This window comes from Bacillus sp. FJAT-27251, assembly GCF_001273925.1.
Classification (GTDB): domain Bacteria; phylum Bacillota; class Bacilli; order Bacillales; family Cytobacillaceae; genus Mesobacillus_B.
This window is the reverse complement of sequence record NZ_LIGG01000001.1, coordinates 2951036-2975575: the sequence shown is the minus strand read 5'-3', so window position 1 is coordinate 2975575 and position 24540 is coordinate 2951036. Positions and strand designations below refer to the sequence as shown.

Below are 24540 nucleotides of genomic sequence, written 5' to 3'. Positions count from 1 at the left end.
TTAAAACCTCCTTGATTGCTTGCCTGTTTTCGGCAAGATGAATTGAGTAGTCGGGCCGGTAATCGATGGATCAGCAAAGGCCGGAACAACACTGACTGCATCAGAACGGCTGACCTCATTGTAATCAGCAATTTCAATGGCCTCCATCGGGCATTTCGACACACAAATCGGCTGTTCGCCGTTATCCAGACGGTCATAGCACATGCTGCATTTATCCATCTTTTTCTTGACCGGGTTGTAGACGGGAACTCCATACGGGCAAGCTTTTCCACACATTTGGCAGCCGATGCACAGCTCATCATTATGGACCACGATGCCATCCTCGCGCTTCGTATAAGCTCCTACCGGACAGGCTGCCTTGCAGGCAGGCTCATCGCAATGGTTGCAAGCCGTTGAAACATAGGCCCGGATGGGTGTCCCGACAAAATCTTCCGGCAGCTCGTGAACCTTCCGTCTGCTCATTGCCGGCTCAAGCTGATAAAAACTTTTGCAGGATATTTCACAGGCGTGGCAGCCGATACAACGTTCGATATTCACTAAAAAACCTAGCTTTTTTGCCATTTCGCTCTCCTCCTTACGCTTTCTCGATGTCGACAAAATTGTCATGGAACGCAATGCCACGCTGTCCCTTTTTATATTCACCCATATCCTCCTGCAACGCAGCTACGGTGAAGTTCTCCGTATAGTTGACATCCTTCCACCAGCCTTCATACATCACAACGGTGTCAGGCGGAACCATTTTCGTGATTTTGGCCGGAAGCGTCATATACCCTAGCTCATTTTTTATTTTCACCATGTCATTTGCCTGAATCGATTTTTTCCTGGCCAAATCAGGATGAAGCTCCAAAAACGGATGTTCACTGATGTTACCCAGCCAATCGATATGCTGGAATTGACTATGGATGCCTAATTTCCAATGCGGCGTGATGCAGCGGATTGGATAGTTTTCAGGATGCTGGTACTTTTCCACATACACCGGCAATGGATGGTGGCCATACTCCACCGCTTTTTTGGAGAAGAATTCGTATTTCCCTGATGGAGTCCTGAATTCCAGGTCTCCCCAGGCGACGGTAATCTTTTCACTCGCTTTGGCAGTCCCGCCTTTTTGGCGCAAGTCTTCCCAGCCGCTGACGCCGAACAGCTCCCGGAAGCTGTCATTGAACTCTTTTTCAGCCCAGTCCACTAAGTCGCCGGAAACGGGGAATGTACAGGAGCCTGGTTCCAGTTCATTTAATTTTTTGGACAAGCCCATGGCAATTTCCAGATCACTCTTACTTTCATACAATGGCTTGATGGCTTGTTCATTTACATTCAGCCAATAGTGCCAATAACTTACATTCAATCCCACTGTTTCAAATGGCGTGGTGACCGGCAGGACGATATCGGAGTATTCGACAGTCTGGTTCATGTAAAGATCACAAGTGACCACTAAATCCATTTTGTCGAACGCCTTTTTCACCACATTGGGCTCCGGATCCTGGGCAATTGGGTTCCGGCAGGCAATCCACATCATTTTAATGGGCGGATCATTGGCATCCAGAACCTGTGCCCCAAAGTTATTCATATTGACGTAGCGATCGCCATCCCCGACCGTTCCTTCCGGAGGGCCGAAGCTCATCGCATGGTAATTGACACCCCAGGTTTCACCGCCAATGTAATTGACACCGCCGCCCCTTTTCCCGATGTTGCCGGTAATCGCCGCCAATGCATCAATCGCACGGACCATCGCTCCGCCATTGACGTGACGCTGCATTCCGAAGCCAATCCAGATGTTCGCCGGCTTGGCGGTCGCATATTCCCGGGCAATCCGCTCTATCACCTCTTGAGGGACACCCGTTTTTTCCGCAGCCCATTTTACTGTGATATTGTTCTTCAAGTAAGAAACAAATTCATTGAATCCTACTGAGTTCTCTTTTACCCAGTTTTTATCATAGAGGCCGTGATCGATAATATAACGCGCCATCCCTAGCGCAAGGGCACCATCCGTACTAGAGTCAATTTGAATATACTCATCGGCTTTTGAGGCTGTCTGCGTGATGAGGGGGTCAATCACGACCAGCTTTGCCCCCTTCTCTTTTGCCTGTTCGATAAAATACATCGAGTGGGCGGATGTCCAGGCCGGGTTCGCTCCCCATAAAATAATATAATTCGCATCCATAAATTGTTCAGGGTCGTTATTATAGGCAACGCCCATGTCAAAGGCCTGTGCATCAGAGCCTGCCGGGTCACACGGCGTTCCCTGGGCACGTGTCGTGTAACCGATACTGGAAAGCATCCCTTCAGACGCATAATTCAAGATGTTGAAGTTTCCTGAATACTTATTGAGGCAGATTGGCAAGGTGCTGCCATACTCTTTTTTAATTTCCAGGATCTTTTCCGCAATGATGCTGTAGGCCTCATCCCAGCTAATGCGTTCCCAGTTTCCTGTTCCACGGCCTTTTTGGCGCATCGGATACTTGATCCGGTCTGGCGAATAAACGACGCGCGGATAGGTGTTCCCTTTCACACATAAGCGGCCCTTCGTGTACGCATTGTTTTCATTTCCGGTCACAAACGTGATTCTTCCGTCCTTCACCGTTGTCACAATCGAACAGGTATCATAACAATTTCGCGGGCAGGCATTATAGAAGGTTCCAGCCTTCCCGCCTGTTTCCGCCTGGGCTCTGGGAACAAGCCCCTTTGATAATTGGAGGCCTCCTGCTCCCATCCCCAATAATGTACTCAGTGCAGCTGAACCTTTCAGGAAAGTCCGCCGGGAAACATTTTTAGTTAACATCATAATCGCCACCCTTTATGAACATTCTTTCAGTCTCTAAAAATCCTTTTAATAACAAGCCCATCGCTAAGGTAATCTCATTTTGACTGTGCTGCTCCACTTTTTCGCAATGCTTCGGACCCCATTTTAGTAAATGGTTTTGTAAAAATAAGGTCTCCACTTTTTCCTTTTCTTCATTAGGTTTGCAGCCTAATAAATGAATCATGAACTCTATTTCAAACTGGATATGATCGTCCGGAATTGTCCCTTCTTCGGCCACCTGAAGTCCTTCATGATAATAGAAGTTTCGCACCTTCATCGTTTCGCCCTGCATAACCGACCCTTCCGCATTTTCATAGCTGGACTCATAGGGCGATGCCAGCAAAATGCTGGGACCAATGAACAGACGGTTGTAATCATAAAGAAGGGTTGTTAAAGGATTTTCATCCATTTTTTCAAGCTTGCCCAATGCTTCCTGGATGGCAGGATTTTGACTGCAGGCTGGTTCGGCCTTCAAGAGCTGGACGAGTTCCTTCCACTGTCCAACATTTAATTGGTTCAAATCGCCCCGATAGTAATGGAGGAAAAGCTGGTAGAATAGCATTCTTCCTTCCCTGCTCACACACGGTTCCACCATGTTATCGGCCCTCTTTTTCGGCCAGGATTTCTTGTCTGAGCTGTTCAAACTCTGCTTTTTCCTGCTCCGTTAATTTCATCTCTACCTCTACAACTGGATGAGGGTCTCCTGTGTACTCCTCATTTGGGACGAAATCGATTTGATCTTTTATACTTGTATCATTTGCCTGCTGGCATCCAATTAGTGATGCGGCAGTGAGTAAGCTCATAATAATAAGAAGAAAATGTTTCATTTTGTCTGCCTCCTTCATGATTATGGATAAAGAATAACATGTTCAACATTGAGCAAACTTATAAGTTCAAACAAAAATTATCTCCACTCGTTGTAGAGAAAAGTACATAGAAGATTCTTCGCCACTATTTGCTCACAATTTCACAATAATTTCGCCATAACTTCTCTTTTATAGCCAACTCCACATAAAAAAAGGATGGATATCGTCTCGGAAGTCACTCTCATCGTTGTGACAACCTGAGACAAATCCATACTTTCAAATGTTCAATTCAGTTTCTTAATGTCCACTTGCACATCATTTAAAGCATTGCCTTTCCCGCCAGACAACGCCATGCCCATATCCGCTTCCTTAAACGATATTAACCTATTAATTCTAGGGTGGTTCGGGTAAATTATCAGCGTTTCTGGGTTTACATCATGTGACAGGTTCGCCCGCATGATGATTTCTCCCTTTTCATTGAACAGCTTGACCAGTGAGTCTTGCTCAATACCCTTTTCCTTTGCCAGGCTGGGATGAAGATAAAGGGAAGGATCCTTCATAATTTTTTTGAAGGAGTCCAGATTCCGAAACTGGGAATTGATGCGGAATGGTTCATGATTTAGCAGGACCCGGTAAGGATACTGGGGATTCTTCTCTTCCTTGCCGGCCGTCATTCCAACTGGAGAAAGCTTGCGTTCACTTGCCTGCAGCGAATAGAGCTCAATTTTACCTGATGGTGTTTTGAATTCTTTCCTTTCCCAGGCTGTCCTGGAAACGTCTGCTTTTCGCGGTCCATCCAGAAGCTCCCGCCAGTGTGTGATTCCCAATAATTGATACAATTCATCGGTAAATTCCTGTTCAATGAATTGCTCATCCGTCATCGTTGCTGGAAAGGCACTGAAGCCTTCTTTATAGTCATTCAATCTTCGTGACAGCAAACGGGCGATTTCCAAATCACTTTTACACTCATAATAAGGTTCAATAGCCGGTTCGTTGATACTGATCCAGTGATGCCAATAGCTCGGCATAATCTCCCATTCCTCAAATAGCATCGTAGCCGGTAAAACAAGGTCCGAAAATTGAGCGGTTTCGGTCAAAAAGTGCTCAACTGTCACAATCATTTCGACGGGCTGCAATGCCTTTTTTAACTCCTCGATGTTGGAACTTTGTGAAAGCAGATTCCTGCAGGCAATCCATAAAAACCGGATGGGCGGTTCTTCCTGCTGCTGCAGGTCTTTGGCAAAATCATTCATGTCCAAAGGCCGGATGGACGTTTTCTCCTGAGGATTTGCCTGGTGCAATATATGGTCCGAAAACTTCCATGTTGAACGCTGTGCAAATTGGACCCCGCTGCCTTTAAACCCAATATTTCCCGTCATGGCGGCAAGAGCATTGATGGCACGAATATTCTGGCCACCATTTTGATGGCGCTGCATCCCAAATCCAATCCAGATAAAAGCTGGTTTTTCCCTGCTTAAGCATTCAGCCAGAAATTCGATCGCCTCTATTGTCTGTCCACTTTGCCTCAGGGCTTCTTCCATTGAAAGGGAATTGAGATGGTCTCTCAATTCCTCCCAGCCTGTCGTATATTGCGACAAAAAATCAGCATCGTACTGATGATGGTCAAGAAGATGCTTTGCAATCGCCGCTGCCAAAGCTCCATCTCCATTTGGTTTTACTTGGATAAAAGCGTCTGACTTTTTGGCTGTTTCGGTATAAATCGGGTCAATCGTAATCACTTTGGCACCCTGCCTTTGTGCCTCATAGATATAATTCATCGAATGGATGGATGTCCAAACCGGATTGACACCCCAAAGGATGATTGTCTTTGCATAAAGGATATCCTCCATATCAGAGGTTTGGTGCCCGCCAAAGTCATAATAAACAGCATCCATGCCTGCAGACCAGCAAGGATTTCCCTCCGCTCTGGATGTCCTTCCCAACCCATTGAAGAATCCTTCCATGGCCTTATGCAAAACCCCCATATTGCCGGAGTATTTATTCAAAGCCAATGACTCATGGGTTCCATATCTTTCGTGAAGCTCGATGATTTTATCAGCAATCATGCCGAGGGCTTCACTCCAGGAAATCTGCTGCCAATTCCCGCTGCCGCGCGGACGCTGGATCATTGGATATTTCAATCGTTCAGGATGATAGGTTTGATTGATATAATTATAGCCCTTCGCACATAATAAGCCCTTTGTATATTGATGCTGAGGGTCACCGGTCACTTTCTCGAGGATGCCATTTTTCGTAAATCCGAGCATGCTGCAAGTGCTGTAGCAATTACGAGGACACACATGACGAGTAATAGAGTTTCCATGTTCCATGAAAGCCCTCCTCAATTGTTCTAAACTTGTTACATTTGAACAGGTTACGATAGTGTTAACCTTATATAATTTAGTATATAGGTAATTTCTCCTTCTTAACGGAGGAAAAAAGGCGAAAAGGTGAGCATTTTTATGAAACAGTTAGGGTTTCTCGTCCATCTTGAAAGGTGCCTGGGCTGCAGATCGTGCGAATTTTCCTGTAAAAACGAGCACGGACAGGATGATACCTTCCGGAGAAAAATCCACTCCTTGCATAATGATCGTGAGGAGAAGCCAGGGCATAGCTTCCACCACTTTTCGATGTCCTGCAATCATTGCGGAAATCCTGTTTGTATGAGTGTTTGTCCGGAGAACGCCATTCAAAAGAAACCGAATGGCATTGTTGTCATTGACCAGACAAAATGTACAGGCTGCGGCCGGTGCGGGAATGCTTGTCCTTTTGATGCGATTGCCATCAATCCCATTACCGCTAAAGCGGATAAATGTGATATGTGCTATAACCGCCAAATGAGGGGCGAACCAACGGTATGTGTGTCTTCCTGTCCCGTACAGGCGATTGAGATTATCGATCTTTACGACGCGAAGAGCGATCAATACGATAAAGCTGCTTATGGATTTGAAATGAAAAAAATGAGTAATCCTTCTATTCGTTTTACAAATACAGAAAAAAGAACACACCAATTTTGGACATGTTCAGCCAAATAGGAGGCCGCTATGCTTACATTCCAAGAGATGATTAGTGCATCCCCCTTCCATGATGCAGACATATTAGCCGGATGGGACGGGAAAGAACGAGCTTTTTCCAGCAGTGAAGAAACGATTGGCATATCGAATCAGCCGACATTATTACTGCTTCCCTATACAAATGGCAATCTTATTCAGCTTCCTGACTATTTATCGGCCCATTCCGTTCAGGGCATTCTTTTTTATGGAAAGGAACATCCCCTGCCTCCTTCCTCTTCCATGATCAAGGAAGCAGATTCCTATCATAAGCCTGTTTTATGGCTTGGTGAGTCGAACCCAATTGTGATTCAGAAGAAGCTCACTGACCTTCAGGAACTTAAGAAAATGGGACTCTATCATTATATTTGGGAACAATCAAGCCGCTATTGGCAAGAAACGCTAAACAACGAGGGCATTGAAACCTTGCTTTCACGCCTTCGTTCCGTGCTGGGGCAGCACCTGCTATTGGCCGATTCAACCTTTAAGCTTGATCCAGTCAGCGGGCAGAACCTGTTTGAAGATTCCCTGGATACATTGAAAACCCTCTATCATCAACAAAGAAAGGCAAAGGACGAAACCATTTCGTTTATCAAAAGCAGCAGCGGGCATGCCTATCTTTTGTTCCACTTGCGGTCGAATGATGTCCATTATGGTTTTGTTGTCATCCAGGAACAGAGTAATATGATGGTGGATGTTTGCATGGAACAAATCACTTATGCCTCTCAAGCCATTCTTTCTTATTTTAAAACAAATGAAATTGTTCTAAAGGTCCATCAATCTTATAAACAACAGTTTCTTTATAATCTTTTGTATAACAATCTCGAGTCGGAAGAAAGCTTATTTTCATTAGGGAAGCAATGGGGGTGGGATTTTACGAAGCCTGCTCAATTAATGGTGATGAAAATAACGGCCAGGAAAGACACGCACCAATATGCCGAGGATATTGAAAATATTACGTCAGCAAGCCGGTCCATCATCCAGACAAGTTATTTGCATTGCATTCTTCATCCCATACAAGGGAATATCGTGATGATTATTTTTGATTCCTTTTCTGATTCCCTTAAAAACCGAAAAAAAGGAATGCTTACTTTAGCGAAAAACATTCAGCAGAAGATTGAGGAAACCTACCCTGATTATGAGTGCCAAATCGGCCTGGGACGGCATTATCCATCGAACATGCTATTATATAAGAGCTTTTATGAGGCGAAGGTAGCTCTGGAGCTAAGCAATTACGGATTCACCCGCAGCCTTGTCCAGCATTTTGAAGACATTGGCTTTCCACGGCTTCTCTCCAATATCCCGAACCACTTATTACAGGAGTATCATAAAGAAACCTTAGCAGACCTGACTTTGCTGGATAAAGAAGACGAAGAGCTCTACATGAAAACAATAGAGGCCTTCTACCGCCATAACGGAGACATTTCCCAAAGTGCCGAAGAGCTCTTCATCCATCCGAACACCTTACGAAACCGGATTAAAAAGATCGAATCGGTACTCGACGCAGACTTTAACCAATTTGAGGATTTATTTAGAATCTTTGTGGCGCTGACGATTAATAAGATGCTGAACTAGATGGGCGCGGTTGCCGGGAGCGGTGCGCACCTTGAAGACCGATAATGCTAGTACACGGATTAGCGGTGAGGAACTGGCGATTTATTGCGAGTACTAGTATTAACGCTGAAAAGCGGGCGATTTATTGCGAGTACTAGTATTAAATTGGCATCTATAAACCTAGTAGTCGGATTATCTTGGCTCTTACCGGCATTATATTGTGTCCAACCAGCATTAAATGGCAGCCAACCAGCATTAAATGGCAGCCAACCAGCATTATAATGACCCTTACCAGTATTAAATGTATATTTAATACTAGTACTCGGATTATCTATTAATAAAGGTCGCAAAATAGCGAAGGTTTTTAATAAAATAAGTCATTATTAAATATAAAACCCACAGAATCGGGCGTGTCTCTGCGAGAAAAAGTACAGGGCACCTCCCCACTTTCCTACCTGCAAGCTTTAAATGTCTGCAAAACAGCGCTGCCTAACTCGAAATCGCCAGCACCACCGTCTACTGCTAATGGCGGTATATTGGGGATGGCCGTGTATCCGCGGCCATCCTTGCTTTTCATTTTCGGTTCAAATTCGTAACCCATTTCGCTGTTAAAGAACACCCACTGAAATAGATGCTCCCTCACAATTTTCTTATCGCTTTTCTCTCCAGTGACGAACCTGGTCACAATGACTTTCAAATCCTCATCGGTAAATTGGCGGTTAACAATAACCTCAAAGCACTCTCTCAGTTTCCTGCCAATGATTGCAGGCTCGTATGGTTCTTTCAATATAGCCGGCTTATTGATATTGGTTCGAATTCCGTGCTGATCAAAACCATCAGGTATCAGGAAAATGGTATTGTCCTTGCTATTTTTATAAATGCCCACACTGTAGTCCATTGATTTACACCTCCATATAAGACTGGTTTATCCGTAATCTTATTTTATATGAAAAACCCCTAAACTCCATCAGAATAATGTGTTATTAGGATATCCAATAAGTCACATTGAACAATCGGAATAATGGGAGGGGTTTTATATGATACCGTAGAATCAAACGTTATCGATTGGAGTGTGAGTCAATTGGGCGCTGAGAAGATTCTTTATTTGGAGCCAATGGGTGAGCCCGAGCAAAAGAAAGATTATAAGGGATATGCCATTGGTATCCTCGTGACATTCGTTTTAGCCATAATCGCTGGACAGATTGCAGCCCTGCCTTTCTTCTCGATTATGGGCATCATGATTCTTTCAATATTATTGGGTGTCTTATGGAGCAATACCGTTGCTTTGCCCAGGTCCTTGAACATAGCTTTGGGCACGAATTTCAGCAGCAAGTTCCTGCTGCGGGCAGGGATCATCCTTTTGGGATTTCGCTTGAATTTTGCCGACATCAGTTCTGCTGGTCCGTCCATCCTCATCATTGATGCACTTGTCATTTCCTTCACGATGATCTTTATCCTATCCCTGGGAAAAGCTTTTCAAATTGACCGGAACCTGGCCATGCTGCTCGCTGCGGGCACGGCCATCTGCGGTGCTGCAGCCATCGTGGCGATTGCGCCGATTATCAAAAACAGAAAAGAGCAGACCGCAATCGCTGTATCCTGTATTGCCGTATTGGGGACAATTGGGGCGGTTCTGTACATCTTCCTTTTCCCCTACCTGCCCTTGAACGATAGCGAATTCGGGATGCTGGTTGGGGCCACTTTGCATGAGCTGGCACATGTGGTCGCTGCTTCAGTTCCCGGCGGGGACGCAGGCAGTGAAACAGCCATCCTGGTCAAATTGGGAAGAGTGATTTTATTAATTCCTGTCGCGTTAATCATCAGCTTTTTCATGAACAGAAAAGAACGGGCAAACCAAGAAACAGACAGAAAACTGCCCATCCCATGGTTCATCTTTGGCTTCCTATTTGTCAGTTTCATCAACACCTTCCAGCTTGTCCCTGAGGGGATGACCCAATTTCTGCTATTGCTGAGCACCTACCTTTTGGCTATGGGCATGGTTGGCCTTGGCATCAATATTAAATATGCCGATTTTGTAAAGGTAGGGATAAAGCCAATTGGAGTCGCGGTGATTGGATTTCTTGGCCTGCTCGCGATAACGCCGGTTTTGTTATGGATCTTCCGGTTCTTTTCATAGGGATTTTGGTACAATAGAAATAAAACAGACGGGAACCGGAGCGTGCAGGCTATGAATCTTGATTACTTAAAAGTGTTTTATGTGGCGGCTAATAATAGGAGCTTTTCGCAAACAGCTAAAGACCTTCACCTCTCCCAATCCTCGGTAAGTCTGCAAATCAAGTATCTGGAGGAAAAATGGGACTGCCAGTTATTTGAGCGGACAACCAAGAAAATCTCCCTGACTCCTGCCGGCGAGATTTTATATAAACAAGTGAAGAAAATGCTCGCCTTAATGAACGAAACGACCAATGTGCTGCAGGAGCTGAAAGAGGCTGTCCACGGAGATTTAAAGGTGGGCGCCAGCTTGACCATCGGGGAACATCTTCTTCCTTTTATTCTGGCAGAGTTCAACCAATTGTTCCCTTTGGTGAATATTCAGTTCAACATTTTCAACTCTAATCAAATCATCGAAAAGCTGAAGAATCAGGAAATCAATCTCGGGTTCATCGAGTCCATGCTTTCCTATCCGCATGTGAACCAAATCCCGTTTACAGAGGACGAGCTTATCGTCGTGGCTTCCATTGCCCACCATGCGAACGTTCCAGATGCAATCAACATTGAACAACTGCTCAACTATCCTTTCATTATCCGTGAAAAAGGCTCGGGAACAAGACAAGTCATGGAGGACGCGCTGCGGAAAAACCATCTAGACCCGTCCACGCTTAAGATCGTCATCGAACTGAAGCACACTGAAGCAATCAAATCAGCTGTCGAAGCAGGGCTCGGAATTTCGATTTTATCCAAGTCAGCCGTCAAAAAAGAACTGGAGCTAAAGACCTTAAGGCATATTGAAATCGCGAACGTGCGCCTGCTCCGCAGCTTTTATATGGTGTATGACCATGAATCGCTCCAGCTGCCCAGCAAAAAGCTGATTGAATTGATGGAAAGGAAATATAGAAAACAGGCATGAATTGATTCGTGCCTGTTTTCTATTTAACCTGCTATCTTTATTAGCCTTTTCACAAGCTTGTTTAATCCTATTTTAAATTTACTGCCTGTATCCATGTCTTTGCTATAAGCATATTCCCCATCGTATTCATGTGAACGCCATCTACTGTGAGTGGAAGGTCGCTCCTCGACTCTATAAATTGAATAAATGCCTGATGTGTAGGGACAACTGAGGCGTTATATTTATTTGCTAGTCTGTTAACTATTTCAACATATAATTTAAGCCTCCGGTTGCCTTCAGACTGACTATCTTCTTTAATAACCGTAGGCTCCATTAAAACCAGGGAAGCATTGGTTTTATTCAAAACATCTTGAATGAGGAGTTCATACGTTTCCTCGAATATGTCAGGTGATACTTGATTAATTTCAGGAGAATCAAATTGCCTTGCAACATCATTGATGCCGATGGAGATGGAAACAAGATCAGGGTGTAAGGAAATAACGTCTTGCTCCCAGCGTTCTTTTAAATCGAAAATCCGATTTCCACTAATCCCTTTATTAATGATTTCTATATCCCGCTCTGGATAGCTGAGCTTTAAATAATCATGAAGCAACCGCACATAGCCAGTTCCAATCTTATCTTTCGTAGTGATTCCCCACCACGTAATACTGTCACCTATAAAGACTATTCGCTGTTTCATGTTTCCCTCCTAATCAATTCTCCTTCTTCTGGTTCCATTTCAATAAATACTCATTTAATTTTTCACTCACATAATGAACATAAAAGGAAACCATGGTGTATGGATGATCCATTTTTTGATGGGGATTTCCCTCCAAAGTTGCAATCTCTTTTTTCCATTTTTTTAAATCTGCGATAACATAACGATCCTTCTCATCACTTTCCACTTTTTCCGGATCAATCAGACGTTGTGGAAAAAGGGGGATATTCCATTTCGACACTTCCGATAGTACTGATTCCATTTTGCTAAGTACTTTTTTTACTTCATCTTGCTTCTTGCCGAATATAGAGTAAAAGTCTGCCTCAATATCATCAAAAGCATCTCCCCATGCTGTGCGGGCAAAATAATAGCTGTTCATTAACTGAATTGATTCCCAAGGATATAGGTTATCCTTTTCGCTGCCATTTTCTTTGGGAACATAAGGAACTATAAGATTAACTATATTTTCAATCCCCAAACTGGAATACAGCGCCATATCATCTCTTATTCTATAAAACAAAGGAGGAAACAAATCACCCAACATAAAATGATCGCTATAATATTCAAAAATGGTTACCTGCTTTTGATTCGCTTTTGCACTATTACACCATTTTTGCAATGCTTCATAGGCCCTTTCTTCCTTAAAGAAGGATTGCTGGTAATTCCTGCCCCAAAAAGCAAATAACGTATTAACTGTTTTTGAGCTTTCCAGCTCATCTGGCAGCTCTAACATATCCCACGATAATCCCGCATTGTAGGCAATATGCTCAACCTCAATTTCAGGCAGCTGATTTTGAATTTTTTCCGTAAATTCCATATAATGAGCTAAAAAATGCTGTTCACCTTCTATTCCAATATCAGCCGGCCATAAGGAAATTCTGTTGATGGATTCTTCTATATCATAATCTTTTATTTTATTAATAATTAGGCTCTTCCAGCTATCATCCGTAAAATCAACCTGTTTTTTCTGGGGAAAAGCTGTCCCATTCAATAAATAATGCATACTATGTCCGCCAAGAGTGATGGACAACCCTCGTTTCACAATCTCTTCTTCAACCGTACCTTTCACTTTGTCCCAAAGCATAAAGGTAAAAAACAATTCATTGATATAATGCTTTCCTGCCCAGTCAATCAGCTTTAAAAGAAAGGCTTTGTCATCATAATTTTCTACAACCAAACCTCTTCTTTTCATGAGACCGCTATGGCTCCTTACCAGTTCGAATGCATGGGGCTTGTATTCTGCTTTTTCCTTCGATAAAAAACTGACCCACTTATAGCCGAAAAGTTTCTTGCAAGCATGATAGACACCAAAAAGCACGGATCGTGGATTTGAACCCAGAATATAAATCTCGCTTTCTTTTTCTATAAGCTGAAAAGCATCAATGGTAGAGTCAGCCTGAAATACCGGCTGTTCCAGCAATCCCCTTTCGACAAAATCCTGATCTAATCCCAGTACAAAAGACAAATGAGTGTACCCTTGGACCTTCTCTGCAAATTTTTGCAGCTCTTCCTTGGCAAATATCACAGGCGGTTCATTGTTTAAAATGGTATATTGAATAACCGGCACAAACATCCCTCCTTACGTTTCCTCTTTATCAATCATAAGCAATGATTGGTCCATAACCTTTAGAAGGAGTCCTGAAAGGGTGATGGCATTCGTCCATCCGCTTTCGATTACATAGGCCCCCCAGCCGGTATCCCCGTTATTCCCAAAATATTCGAAGCTGTCCAAATGGAGGGAACGCATCCATCCGCCGTCAAATTCCTTTTGTTGCGAAGAAATTTGGATGCTGGCAATATAATTAACAAGATTGTCATGCAAATTTTGAATAGCTGGGTCACCAGCTGCTTTCCATGCTTCCCAGGCATTCATGGTCAAGAAGTTATTCGTATATAACTGATCCGCAATCCCTTCCCCATTGAATCGGAAAACACCAGTATCCTCCATTCCATATCGCTCAGGGTCCGGATTATCGCTTTCCTCGATTCCACCCAATTTATGCTGCTTTTGAGATAAATACTCAATGACCTCATGTAAACCTTTATGAATGGCAGCATCCTTGGTAACGGTATACACTTGGGCTAAGGATAATAGGAACCTGCTGTAACCGGCAGTTTTGCTGTACATAAACTTTAAATCTTCTTTATTGTCCAGCAGTGTTAATGTACCTTGATGGGCAGCCTGGAGAAACTTGTCATCTTGGGAAACATAATAGGCTTGGATAAAAGCAGCATGGACAATCGCTTCAAAATGGGGATTCATGCTGGCTTCCGCTGATTGTTTAAAATAATCTTTTCCTTTCTCCATCAATTCCTGTTCCCGGATGCATTCCAGGCGCAGGCCATTTTTGTTTTGCGTGTCCAATAAAGAATATGCTGTTAAAAGCCCTCTATTTTTATATTCGATATTCCCAGTTTTTCGGTAAAGATATAATAGAACAAGTGCCACCCACCCATTATCATCGGAGAACATCTGGTCCGGCTTCCTCTTTGGGCTGTGGAACCATTTCCAAAACCCATACGTTAGGGAATTTGGGTCTGTATCCTGAAAGCCTGCTTCAAACAAATAGTTTAATAAATTGGCCGACCTATCGATCCATTCCCTATTCCCCTTATATTCCCCGTATAAATAAAAAACCAATGCAGTATGGGCATGACAATCCGGCCGGAGATCCTTGCTGATATCACTCCGGATGGAATGCACATTCTCATATATGCCGAGGCTTCCATCCTCCTTTGGCAAAATACCCGAGGTTAAAAACCAGTTCATGCCCTTTTCCAGGGTTGTTTCAATATCGGTTTGTTTTGATAGCTTAATAACCTGACCGATAGTTTGAATGGGCATTTGATAATCCATTTGCAGCCATGTCACGACTTTATTCCATAACCAGTTAGGCCGCAGCGTCCAGTTTTGTTCGCTGCCTAAAAAGGAAAAGGCAGAGAAGACCGCTTTCCCTTTTCCATGTTTTTTGACCACAATTCCTGGGTAGTTTCCTTGTGTTTCCGTTCTGTGGGTTTCTTTAAAATGGCCGATATCCAGTACTCTTTCCGTATCAAAGGTAAATCCGGTTAAAAAGGGACCTTGCCATTCAAGCAGCCCTCCTTCTTCACAAAAAGGATTCTCCCTTGCAACAGTCAATTTTTCAAGACGCCGATAAGTCATAGCAAAATCCTGCTTGAATCCAAAGAGGCGGGAGGATGGAAAGTCCTCGCAATTAATCAACTCCCCGTAAATGGTACCGCCCTGTTCCACAAATGTCCAAAGCTTCTCCAGCATTTCATGGGCGAGTTTCAAAGGCATTCCGTCCTCGTTTCCGTTGATAAAAATAAACTGATATTGCAGCAAATCTTCATTTAGCAGCTGGTTGATATCGGAAAAGTGGGTTGTGAAGTCCACACGGCTTTTCATTCGCAAGCTTTTATCAACAAGAGCAATCAAACTTATACACTCCCTTCATACTTTATGGATTTTCGGCCATTCAAGTTCAATTCCCGCCTTCACTAACCGTGCCTGGAAGTCCTTTAATCGCTGCTTGTTGTTTCTCACTTCATGCGGACTGATTTTTTGATCGATACAGTAGGCTGCCAGGTGTCCTGCTGCTTCCCCAATATTCCATTCCACCGGATGCAGCCGGTAACAGCCATTCGTAAGATGGGTTGTTCCAATGTTTTTACTGGCAGGAAGCAAATTCCTGACCCTTACTGGAATCAAACTGCCAAGCGGAATCTGGAATGGAAAGGCTGAAATTTCTATATATGTATCCAACCCTGTACTTGGATGGAGGTCTAAGCGATAGCAGCCTATCCCTACACTATCCTCAAAATAAGTGGCAGAATCCTTACCCGCTATTTCACCGCTGATATCCTGTTCCTTTACCGTATATTCTGCTTTAATTCTTCTGGATTCCCGGATGTATGGATACATGGCCAAGCCATCCTCGGTGCCCAGGACATCTTTTCTCAAACGCAGACCGGGAAACCCGCTGCCACCGTCCGGCCTTGGCGCTTCCGTTTGCATCCAGTACAGCAATGATAAGCTTAACTGTTTTGCGTTAAACAAATGCTTTTGCTTTTCTTCTTCTGTCACATCAATAATCGGACCTAACCAGTAATCATTTTGCGGCCAATTAACGATGGTAAGGTCACTCTGGAAAGTTCCCGGCTCAAAATTGGTTTGATCAATAATTCTGCGATAATTCCATAGCGAGAAACGGTCTGGCTCCTGAAAAAGTGAATACTCAATGTGTTCAAGCGTATGCGGCACCAGGCCCCACCAGCTTAATTGCTTATTCGGCCAAAACCCGGCCTGATAATCCTTCCAAAATTCATATTGGGCAGGCTTTTCAATCGTATGGTCCTCTCCCTCGATATAATCCACCGCAAAGCAAAAAGTAAAGGCCTGCATGTTTAGAGGCTCTGCATCCCCGCGTGGCGCATGTTCTTCCCCTGTATCAGAATGTGATTCCGCTCCAATCACATACTCAATATTGGCAGCCGGCAGCACATCTCCCATTTCGGTGGCATCCAAAAAATACGCTCCCCTTAACACGATTGATATTCCTGTTACTGAATKGGAAACAGTAACAGCAAGCACTTGATTCTCTTTCGTTTCAGCGTCAGAAACTTTGAACTCCGTCAACAAAGTGAGCTTTCCGCTATGCAGGAAAGGAGCAAGCATATCGTGCAGTACACGCAAGGCTACTCTTGGCTCATGACTGATTTTGCTAACCAGCGCATTTCCCGGATTGAATTGTTCGTTTATCCGCTGACTATTCCTGACTGGAAAATGACGGAAATAATATTCCCTGACGTTCTTCCGGAATGCCCGATAGTTTCTTGTTGCTCCGAAACTTTCAATCCATGGATGTTCATCAGGCGGAACTCCCTGGCTGGTTATTTGTCCCCCGATCCACTTTGTTTCTTCTGTAAGAATAACGGTTTTCCCGGATTGAAGGGCGGATAAGGCAGCCGAACATCCGCCAAGCCCCCCGCCAATAATAACGAGGTCTGCGTGTAATTCCTGAGAAGCTGTCATTTTATGCACCCCTTCCTTTTAGCAGCGGAATATTCCTCGCCAATAATGCAGCTCCCAGCATGCCAGCATCATTTTTTAAAAGCGCTTTTCTTGCAACCAGCGGCTGATCTGTAATCGATTGTAGTTCTTTTACTAAAAGCTCCCACCAATGCTCGCTGGAATGGATGACACCTCCTCCAATGACGAAGACATGTAAATCCAGTATATTTTGCAATGAAACAATGCCAACAGCGAGATTTTTAATAAAGCGGGCAACAATCTCCATAGCGCAAGGATCCTTCCCGGCTGCAAGCTTGAATAGGTCTTCGGGAGTGATATTTTTATGTCCCAATTCATTATGCTCCTTTATATCCAGCGCTAGTGCAGTGCCCGAAACATATTGCTCCCAGCATCCTTTTTTCCCACAACCGCAAGGCCTGCCTCCTGGAATATAAATCATATGCCCAATCTCTCCAGCTCCGCCGTTCACTCCATGGAACAATTCCCCATCTATCATGATTCCGGCCCCGACACCGGTCCCTATCGTGATACAAATAAAATTCCTCTCTTGTTTAGCAGAACCTAGTTCCATTTCAGCGTAGGCAGCACAGTTCGCATCATTGTCCACAACGGTTGGCAGATGGAAGCGCTCCTCCACCAGCTGCTTCACCCTTGTTCCCATCCAGCCAGGCAAGTTCGCTGTCGCATAATGAATCGACCCCGCTGCATCTACCCTTCCTGCAGTTCCAATTCCGATTCCCTCAATGTTCCATTCCTTTATAGAAACTTGTCTTTCAATAAGGGAGAATAGTTGTCCTGCTAAATCCCGCTGGTTTGTTGGTTCTTCTATAAGATTCAAGATTTGGCCCTGGGGATCCACTATTCCCGCTTTTMCCTTTGTCCCGCCTATGTCCACTCCAACCGTATTCAATTCTGCACATCCTTTACACCAGGAATTTTTTGCGTCATAAAAAACCCGAGGAATCAAGCGTCCCTTGATTCCTCAATATATTCAAAGTTTCAAAGGTATTTTTTTCTCAAAAGACTGATAGGCTGCCAGTGCCGCTTCTGCTGCCTTTAATCCTGAATGTCCTGAGGCAAGCGGGGACCTTCCTTCCTTAATGCTCGCAATAAAATCCTCAATAAGCCCGGCATCCATGTCATCACCCCAGCTGAGCCATTTAACGCCATCGGTATCAGAATATAAATCGACCTTCTGTGAAAAGGCATCTACCTTAAGATTTCCTTTCGATCCGATGATGTCCAGGGTCACATCTCCCCAGGTTGGATAGGAAGCATTCCTTGACCAGCTGCAATCTAAGGTGGCAAACATTCCATTGGTAAATTCCATTGTAATAATCCCGCAATCATCAATAGGTAGATTCGTATAGACACTCCCAATTTCGGCATACACTTCTGCTACTTCCGCACTTGTGAACCATCTCATCAGGTCGACAACATGGACAGTATGATCCAGCACCGCTCCGCCGCCTGATTTGGCTTTATCGACAAACCAGCCGCCAGGATTGGTTCCGCGATTACTTCCTTTAATCGCCAAAATTTCTCCCAGCTTACCCTGGTCGATCATCTTTTTCGCTTGTTGAACCGGAGTATTGAACCGCACCGGAAAAGCTGTTCCTAATAAAACTTGATTTTGTTCACATACAGAAACCATTTCTTCCATATCTTTCATGTTCGTGGCTAAAGGTTTTTCGCAAAGCACATGTTTCCCCGCCTTGGCGGCAGCAATCACATGCTGGTGATGGAGACTATTCTCCGATGTCACAATGACAGCATCAATGTCTGTTTCCAATAATTCCTGATAGTGTTGATAATGGGCGGTTTTGAACAATTCCGAATATTTTTTACCTCTTTCTTCATTGTCATCCGCTATTCCTGCCAATGTGATTCCATCCATTTCATTCAGGACAGAAGCATAGCTGCTTGCGTGCATATGGGCGAAAGAGATGATTCCAATCTTCATTACAGCTTTCCCCCTTTGGAACCCAGGGTTACAGGTAAACCTGTTTTTAATGATTGAATGGCGGCTTCCGAGATTTCCATCGCTTTATAAGCATCTTCTGCTGTTACAATGGGCGTTTCATCTTTCCTTAAGCATTGCAGGAAATGTTCAAGCTCTGCCTGATAAGGTGATTTTTTCAAAGGGCTTTGAGGAACAGGGACGCCGGCTTCTTCTTCCTTTGCTTGTCTGATAGAAAGTAAAACAGGCTCTTCTTTCAAACTATCATATTCGATGATGCCGCTTTTTCCGGCAAATTCAAATTGCGAGGAAAATGTTTGATGGGCCCATGTTCCTTCTACATGAGCAATCACTCCTGATTTGAAAACAAGAGTGACTAAAGCATAATCAAGGTGTTCAATTTTCCGGTCCGTAAGTCCTTTTGCAAACACTCTTTCAACTTCTCCAAAGGTCCAGCGCAGAAAATCGAAGTCATGGATGATTAAATCAAGGATTMCCCCGCCGCTTTTCGTATTGTCAGCATACCAGTCACTCCATCCGGCAGGGAAATTGCCTCCGCGCCTGGTACGAACAACTCCAATATCTCCAATACTTCCATTTGAAACGAGCTCGCGTGCTTTGGAGTATTGAGGGAAGAACCTGACCACATGGCCAACAAACAATCTCACCTTTTTCTGGTCACAGTAATCAATCATTTCTCTCGCATCCTCAAGCGAATAGGCCAAAGGTTTTTCGCATATGACATCAATTCCGTAATCGGCTGCTTTCATGACATATTCTTTATGCAAGAAAGTAGGCACACAAATGTCGATCACATCAACCTGTTCCAGATTCTTCAGCGCTTCTTCCAGGGTTGGAAAAATTTTGGCATCATGCTGGCCGGCAAGTTGTGCAGCTCGTTCCTTCCTGATATCCACAATGCCAGCTAATTGGACATTCTCCATTGAATGATAGGAAGAAGCATGTTCCTCCCCCATTGTTCCTGCACCAATCAATAATATCTTTTGCATACGATCAATCCCTCTTTCGCTAAATTCCATCCAGCACCTGGCAATTATATTTCCATCCAGCCATTGGCGATGACTTTCTTGTACCAGTAGTAGCTGTCTTTTTTGATTCGCTCCATTGTATGGAAGTCTACATAAACAAGGCCAAATCGTTTGCCATAGCCCTCCGCCCATTCAAAATTGTCCAGCAGCGACCATGCGAGGTAACCAGTGATATTGATGCCGGATTCAATCGCCCTGTTGGCAGCTGTTAAATGCTGTTGATAATATTTGATGCGATCCTGGTCATTGACTCTCCCTTCGGAAAGCTGATCAATGCAGCAAGCCCCATTCTCCGTAATAAATAATGGAATGTCTCCATACCGCTCTGCCAGATAGTGAAAAACTTTATACAATCCGTCCGGATAGATCGGCCATTCAATATACGTCTGGTCATAATCAATTTCAATATTCTCAATATCCAGTAATCCCGCATCTTTTTTATAACGGGCAACATTGCCGGAATAATAGTTAACGCCAATAAAATCAATTGGCTGATGAATAGCCTCAAGGTCGCCTTCTTTAATAGGAAGTTCGGCACCTTTCTTTTTAAACCATTCCACCATATATCGGGGATAATCGCCCTTTATTACGGGATCCAGGAACCAGTCGATATTAAGGCCAATTTCCCTTTTGCACGCTTCCCTATCTTCTGCTTTAGTGCTGAATGGTTCCCTCCAGGTTGTATTGGTGGCTGTGCCAATTTCCCCTTCAACCTTCATATCCCTAAAAAGCCGGACTGTTCTCCCATGTGCCAAAAGCAGGTGATGGGAAATATTGATAGCCAACTGAAGGTCCTGAAATCCTGGAGCATGAACACCATGGTAGTTGGACAAAAAGGCGGCGCATAATGGTTCATTGATGGTTTGCCAATATTTCACTTTGCCATTAAACTCGTTAAAAACCGTTTTGGCATAAATAATAAAGGCGTCAATGGTTTCCCGGTTCGCCCATCCCCCATCATCCTGCAAGGCCTGGGGAAGATCCCAGTGATAGAGGGTAAGCATTGGTTCAATTCCTTTTTCCAGCAGCTTATCAATCAGGTTATGGTAATAGTTCAATCCTTTAGGATTGAGTTCACCCTTTCCATTCGGATAAATTCTTGGCCAGGAAACAGAAAAGCGATACACATTCACTCCCAGCTGGTGCAATAAGTCAACATCCTCGGCATAACGATGATAGCTGTCACAGGCGATATCGCCGTTATCCCCATTTTTTACCTTGCCCGGGGTATGGGAAAAGGTGTCCCAAATGGATAACCCTCTCCCATCCTCGAGAGCTGCCCCTTCAACCTGATAGGCTGCGGTTGCAGTCCCCCACTTCAACCCTTTTGGAAACTGTATGATTGGCATGCTCCCATCTCCTAAACAAAGTCATTCCATTAATCAGATCATATTGCCTGCTGTGGCAATCCTGTGATAGAAGTGGTTGCCTAAAGAACCTTCCGGAATTCCCATCGGTCCATCATGGGGAAATCTCTTTTCTTCCAGCTCTTCAATGCTTTCAATTTTACCCTCAAGCCATTGACCAATGCGAAGTTCCGCGGTTTCCATCCTGGCGGCCAATCCTCCATAACGGAGGTCGATGACTTCCCAGCCAAATGGTTTATATAAGGAGAACCATATTTCCCTATGCTTTTGGCGAAGAACTTCCACCTGGTTCCTCAGCTCTTTCATTTGCTTTAAATGTAAACCCATTGAATCCTTATCCTTTTGGTCGTATGCCTTCTTCAGCTGAAGACCCATTTCGGCCTTTACACTCAGAACATTTGCCAATTGCCCGTAGAATCCGAACAAGAGGGAGGCCTTGGGGTTTCGTTCCGATGCATCCTTCAATTGGGGAACAAGCTGCTTGTAATGGGCATTCATATTTAGATCCCGGATATTTTCATCAAATAATCCAATCAGCACATCCTGCCATAATAAAAACTTGGAAGCATTCGATGATTTAAGGTTATTTTCCATTACACCCGGGGTTTCATCCAATTGATTCAGAACGAGAAAATCGTCCAGATGGCTGCCGGTACAAAAATGGAATCGATCAGCCAATTGCTTGTTATCAACTGTTTCCCGGTAGGTATGTTCAGCAAACAGCTGCATGACCGGCTKGGCAGTGGTCAGCGGGGTTTCTGCTCCATTGTCTCCCCATAGCGTGGTAAAGACTTCCTGAATGCCTTCCTTCTTACAGGCAGTCAAAGCAGCTTCTGTTGTGGCGAAAGCCCTTCCATAATTCGGTGAAATGCCATTCCAGGTCCATGCTCCGCCCGCAAAAACCGTGTCTTTCCCAAGCTCCTTATGCTTTTGAAAATACGTTCGGTAAAACTCTTCCTCCTCATGATAATAGTCCCAATAGACAAGCTGGATATCTTTTGGGATGGAGTCTATCGCTTCTTTCGGAATATCCACATTTTCATCATAATATTCGCCAAACTTGGAGCCTAGGCGGAAATACATATCGCTCCAAATCATTGGTTTCAAGCCATGCCTTTCAGTAATCGAGACTACAGAATTTAAGTGCTGATTCATAATCTCAAATCGATTCTTATATCCATTCAAATCCAAATAACGGCCGAGCCCAAGCTGAAAAGCTTCATCCATGCCAATATTGATCCGGTTTGACCGGAAAGGCTTTGAAGCAGCCTTGATCATGCTTTCGATAAATTGGTACGTCTTTTGCTCACCAGCCAATAAAATATCGGGGGTGTCCCTGATTTCTTCCGCATAGCCCCATTTCAAGGCCATCGCTAAATGACCAAGAGTCTGGATGCAGGGAATCATCTCTATTCCCAAGGTATCTGCATATTCATCGCATGCTTTCAATTCCTCTTCTGTATACCTTCCTCGCATATAGCCAAAATAGGGATAATCCGGAACTTCATAAGTGTCCTCCGTATAAAGCATGACCACATTCAATCCCATCATCGCCATTTGCCTTAGAAGTCCCTTTACTTCAGCTACTTTCAAAACAGCGTTTCTGGAAGCATCCAGCATGACCCCGCTGGTTTGGAATTGGGGATGTTCGGTCAGTTGAAATTCAACTTGTTTATTGTAATGTTCCAGCCATAAACCAATCGCACGATAAAAATGGATTTTTTCCTGAAAGAAGATTTCTCCCTTTCCGCTTTTATTGCTGACGTGGATAGGCCCTTCCCTTTGCGTCACAGCAATCGGAAAACCCTGATCATGCAATTGAATATTCAACTCACCCGACAAGAGCTGTAATCCTGCCAAAATTGAATTTGTATCACCTGCCAGATTGATTTGCATAAAGATACCCCTTTCCATTGCAATACGTACAATTTAATGCATTAAAATCCAGATATTCACAAAACAAAGTTCCCCAGGATAATGGTATTTTCCACTTCTAATTCATTCGATAAAATGACCAGGTCTGCATCATATCCAATCGCGATTCTGCCTTTTCTATCCTTAACTCCACAAACGGAAGCTGGATTGAAGCTCGCCATTTGAACGGCGTCTTCAATCGGGATGCCGCAATGCTGGACGGCAAATTTGACGGCCTTATCCAGGGTCCGCGAACTTCCTGCAAGTTTCCCGTTCTCCAGGGCAACTTTCCCGTCTTTTTTATAAACTATTTTACCGCCAATATGATGACAGCCGTCTGGCAGCTGATTGGTACCGGTACAATCGGATATCAATGTGAGCTGATCTGCGCCTTTGATTCTGTACAATAATTCAATCATCTTTGGATCCACATGAAAGCCGTCTGCAATGATTTCACAATGCAAGTGCTGTAAATAAAATGCCGCAAAAGCTGCCGTCAGGTCCCGGTGTGAAATCGGACCCATCGCATTGAAACAATGGGTTATCCTTGACAGGCCAAATGGAACAGCCTTTTGGATGTCCTCAAAGGAAGCATCTGTATGGCCGGCCGAAACGGCCACTTTTTTATCATGTAAAAACTGGATGACTTCATTCCCTAAAATCTCTGGAGCTAATGTAATAATTCGAAGGATCCCTGCAGCCTCATTGACAACAGCTCCAACATCGAAAATCGCAGGGACTGTCATGTATTCCGCTTTTTGCGCGCCTTTATATTTGGGGTTGATCCAAGGGCCTTCCAAATGCACCCCCAATAGATGAGCCCCGGTCCTTCCTTCTTTTGCAACCTGCTTGCTTAGCAAAAGGAAGGTTTTAATATCATCCATTGGAGCAGTCCTTGATGTAGACAAAAAACCTGTCACACCAAAGGATGGGAGCCCATCCTGAATACGATAAAAACCTTCCTTTGTACCCATCATAAAATCGTACCCGTTAATGCCATGAATATGTGTATCAATAAAGCCGGGGCATATCCAGCCTTCAGCTTGATAACAAGGAAGATGCTGTCTCTCCTCGTCACGTTTCTCCCCCGCGAAAACAATTTTCCCGCCTTTGATTTCAATGAACATATTCCTATATATGGTTTTATCTGTAACGACATTTCCTTTTAAGTAATAGTGGTTACCTATTTCCACATGTAAAACCCTTCCATTTACAGCTGTAGC

At 44.0% G+C, this 24540-nt stretch carries 20 protein-coding genes; 4 read left to right on the top strand and 16 right to left on the bottom strand.

Annotated elements, in window-relative coordinates; all coding sequences use genetic code 11:
• The 5 genes from ADU22_RS13845 to ADU22_RS13825 form a co-directional block, all read right to left on the bottom strand.
• Positions 1-561 carry a 4Fe-4S dicluster domain-containing protein gene (locus tag ADU22_RS13845; RefSeq protein ID WP_053362679.1) on the bottom strand — a complete coding sequence of 187 codons (561 nt, stop codon included), beginning with the start codon at positions 559-561 and terminating at the stop codon, positions 1-3.
• A gap of 13 nt (positions 562-574) precedes the next feature.
• The gene (locus ADU22_RS13840) at positions 575-2776 is read right to left on the bottom strand and encodes a molybdopterin-dependent oxidoreductase (RefSeq protein ID WP_156324352.1); all 2202 of its coding nucleotides are present in this window, start codon (positions 2774-2776) and stop codon (positions 575-577) included.
• A complete protein-coding gene (locus tag ADU22_RS13835) occupies positions 2766-3392 on the bottom strand; it encodes a TorD/DmsD family molecular chaperone (RefSeq protein WP_053362677.1) in 627 nt (208 codons plus the stop codon). The genes ADU22_RS13840 and ADU22_RS13835 overlap by 11 nt, the downstream gene beginning before the upstream one ends.
• 1 nt (position 3393) lies before the next feature.
• Positions 3394-3624: a hypothetical protein gene (locus tag ADU22_RS13830; RefSeq protein ID WP_053362676.1), complete on the bottom strand. Its 231-nt coding sequence runs from the start codon at positions 3622-3624 to the stop codon at positions 3394-3396.
• A 263-nt stretch (positions 3625-3887) separates the two neighbouring features.
• Positions 3888-5933, bottom strand: coding sequence for a molybdopterin-dependent oxidoreductase (locus ADU22_RS13825; RefSeq protein ID WP_053362675.1), 2046 nt, complete (start codon positions 5931-5933; stop codon positions 3888-3890).
• Between the two features lie 132 nt (positions 5934-6065).
• On the opposite strand from ADU22_RS13825, the gene ADU22_RS24295 reads away from it, so the two are divergent.
• On the top strand, positions 6066-6638 hold the full coding sequence (locus tag ADU22_RS24295; protein ID WP_082252861.1) for a 4Fe-4S dicluster domain-containing protein: 573 nt from the start codon (positions 6066-6068) through the stop codon (positions 6636-6638).
• A 9-nt stretch (positions 6639-6647) separates the two neighbouring features.
• Positions 6648-8228, top strand: coding sequence for a PucR family transcriptional regulator (locus ADU22_RS13815; protein ID WP_053362673.1), 1581 nt, complete (start codon positions 6648-6650; stop codon positions 8226-8228).
• A gap of 430 nt (positions 8229-8658) precedes the next feature.
• Here ADU22_RS13815 and ADU22_RS13810 read toward each other — a convergent pair whose 3' ends face one another.
• Positions 8659-9105, bottom strand: coding sequence for a hypothetical protein (locus tag ADU22_RS13810; protein WP_053362672.1), 447 nt, complete (start codon positions 9103-9105; stop codon positions 8659-8661).
• A 174-nt stretch (positions 9106-9279) separates the two neighbouring features.
• Between ADU22_RS13810 and ADU22_RS13805 the strand changes: the two genes are divergently transcribed.
• Both ADU22_RS13805 and ADU22_RS13800 read left to right on the top strand, forming a co-directional pair.
• Positions 9280-10344 carry a YeiH family protein gene (locus ADU22_RS13805; RefSeq protein ID WP_502688746.1) on the top strand — a complete coding sequence of 355 codons (1065 nt, stop codon included), beginning with the start codon at positions 9280-9282 and terminating at the stop codon, positions 10342-10344.
• A 51-nt stretch (positions 10345-10395) separates the two neighbouring features.
• Complete coding sequence (locus tag ADU22_RS13800) at positions 10396-11295, top strand: selenium metabolism-associated LysR family transcriptional regulator (RefSeq protein ID WP_053362670.1); 900 nt, start codon at positions 10396-10398, stop codon at positions 11293-11295.
• A gap of 67 nt (positions 11296-11362) precedes the next feature.
• On the opposite strand, the gene ADU22_RS13795 is transcribed toward ADU22_RS13800, so the two are convergent.
• The 10 genes from ADU22_RS13795 to nagA form a co-directional block, all read right to left on the bottom strand.
• A complete protein-coding gene (locus tag ADU22_RS13795) occupies positions 11363-11974 on the bottom strand; it encodes an SGNH/GDSL hydrolase family protein (RefSeq protein WP_053362669.1) in 612 nt (203 codons plus the stop codon).
• Between the two features lie 13 nt (positions 11975-11987).
• Positions 11988-13559: a hypothetical protein gene (locus ADU22_RS13790; RefSeq protein WP_053362668.1), complete on the bottom strand. Its 1572-nt coding sequence runs from the start codon at positions 13557-13559 to the stop codon at positions 11988-11990.
• A 12-nt stretch (positions 13560-13571) separates the two neighbouring features.
• Entirely contained in the window at positions 13572-15431 is a 1860-nt protein-coding gene (locus ADU22_RS13785) for a hypothetical protein (protein WP_053362667.1), read from the bottom strand.
• 15 nt (positions 15432-15446) lie between these two features.
• Positions 15447-17027 (bottom strand): FAD-dependent oxidoreductase, encoded by a 1581-nt coding sequence (locus tag ADU22_RS13780; protein ID WP_053362666.1) that lies wholly within the window; start codon positions 17025-17027, stop codon positions 15447-15449.
• A 1-nt stretch (position 17028) separates the two neighbouring features.
• Positions 17029-17937, bottom strand: a complete 909-nt coding sequence (locus tag ADU22_RS13775) for an ROK family protein (RefSeq protein ID WP_053362665.1) — start codon at positions 17935-17937, stop codon at positions 17029-17031.
• Positions 17938-18018: 81 nt separating this feature from the next.
• Positions 18019-18990, bottom strand: a complete 972-nt coding sequence (locus ADU22_RS13770) for a Gfo/Idh/MocA family protein (RefSeq protein WP_053362664.1) — start codon at positions 18988-18990, stop codon at positions 18019-18021.
• Positions 18990-19997 (bottom strand): Gfo/Idh/MocA family protein, encoded by a 1008-nt coding sequence (locus ADU22_RS13765; protein WP_053362663.1) that lies wholly within the window; start codon positions 19995-19997, stop codon positions 18990-18992. The genes ADU22_RS13770 and ADU22_RS13765 overlap by 1 nt, the downstream gene beginning before the upstream one ends.
• Before the next feature lie 44 nt (positions 19998-20041).
• Complete coding sequence (locus ADU22_RS13760; RefSeq protein ID WP_053362662.1) at positions 20042-21385, bottom strand: GH1 family beta-glucosidase; 1344 nt, start codon at positions 21383-21385, stop codon at positions 20042-20044.
• Positions 21386-21418: 33 nt separating this feature from the next.
• Complete coding sequence (locus ADU22_RS13755; protein WP_053362661.1) at positions 21419-23299, bottom strand: beta-N-acetylhexosaminidase; 1881 nt, start codon at positions 23297-23299, stop codon at positions 21419-21421.
• 56 nt (positions 23300-23355) lie between these two features.
• Entirely contained in the window at positions 23356-24510 is a 1155-nt protein-coding gene (gene nagA, locus ADU22_RS13750) for an N-acetylglucosamine-6-phosphate deacetylase (RefSeq protein ID WP_053362660.1), read from the bottom strand.
• Between the last annotated feature and the right edge of the window lie 30 nt (positions 24511-24540).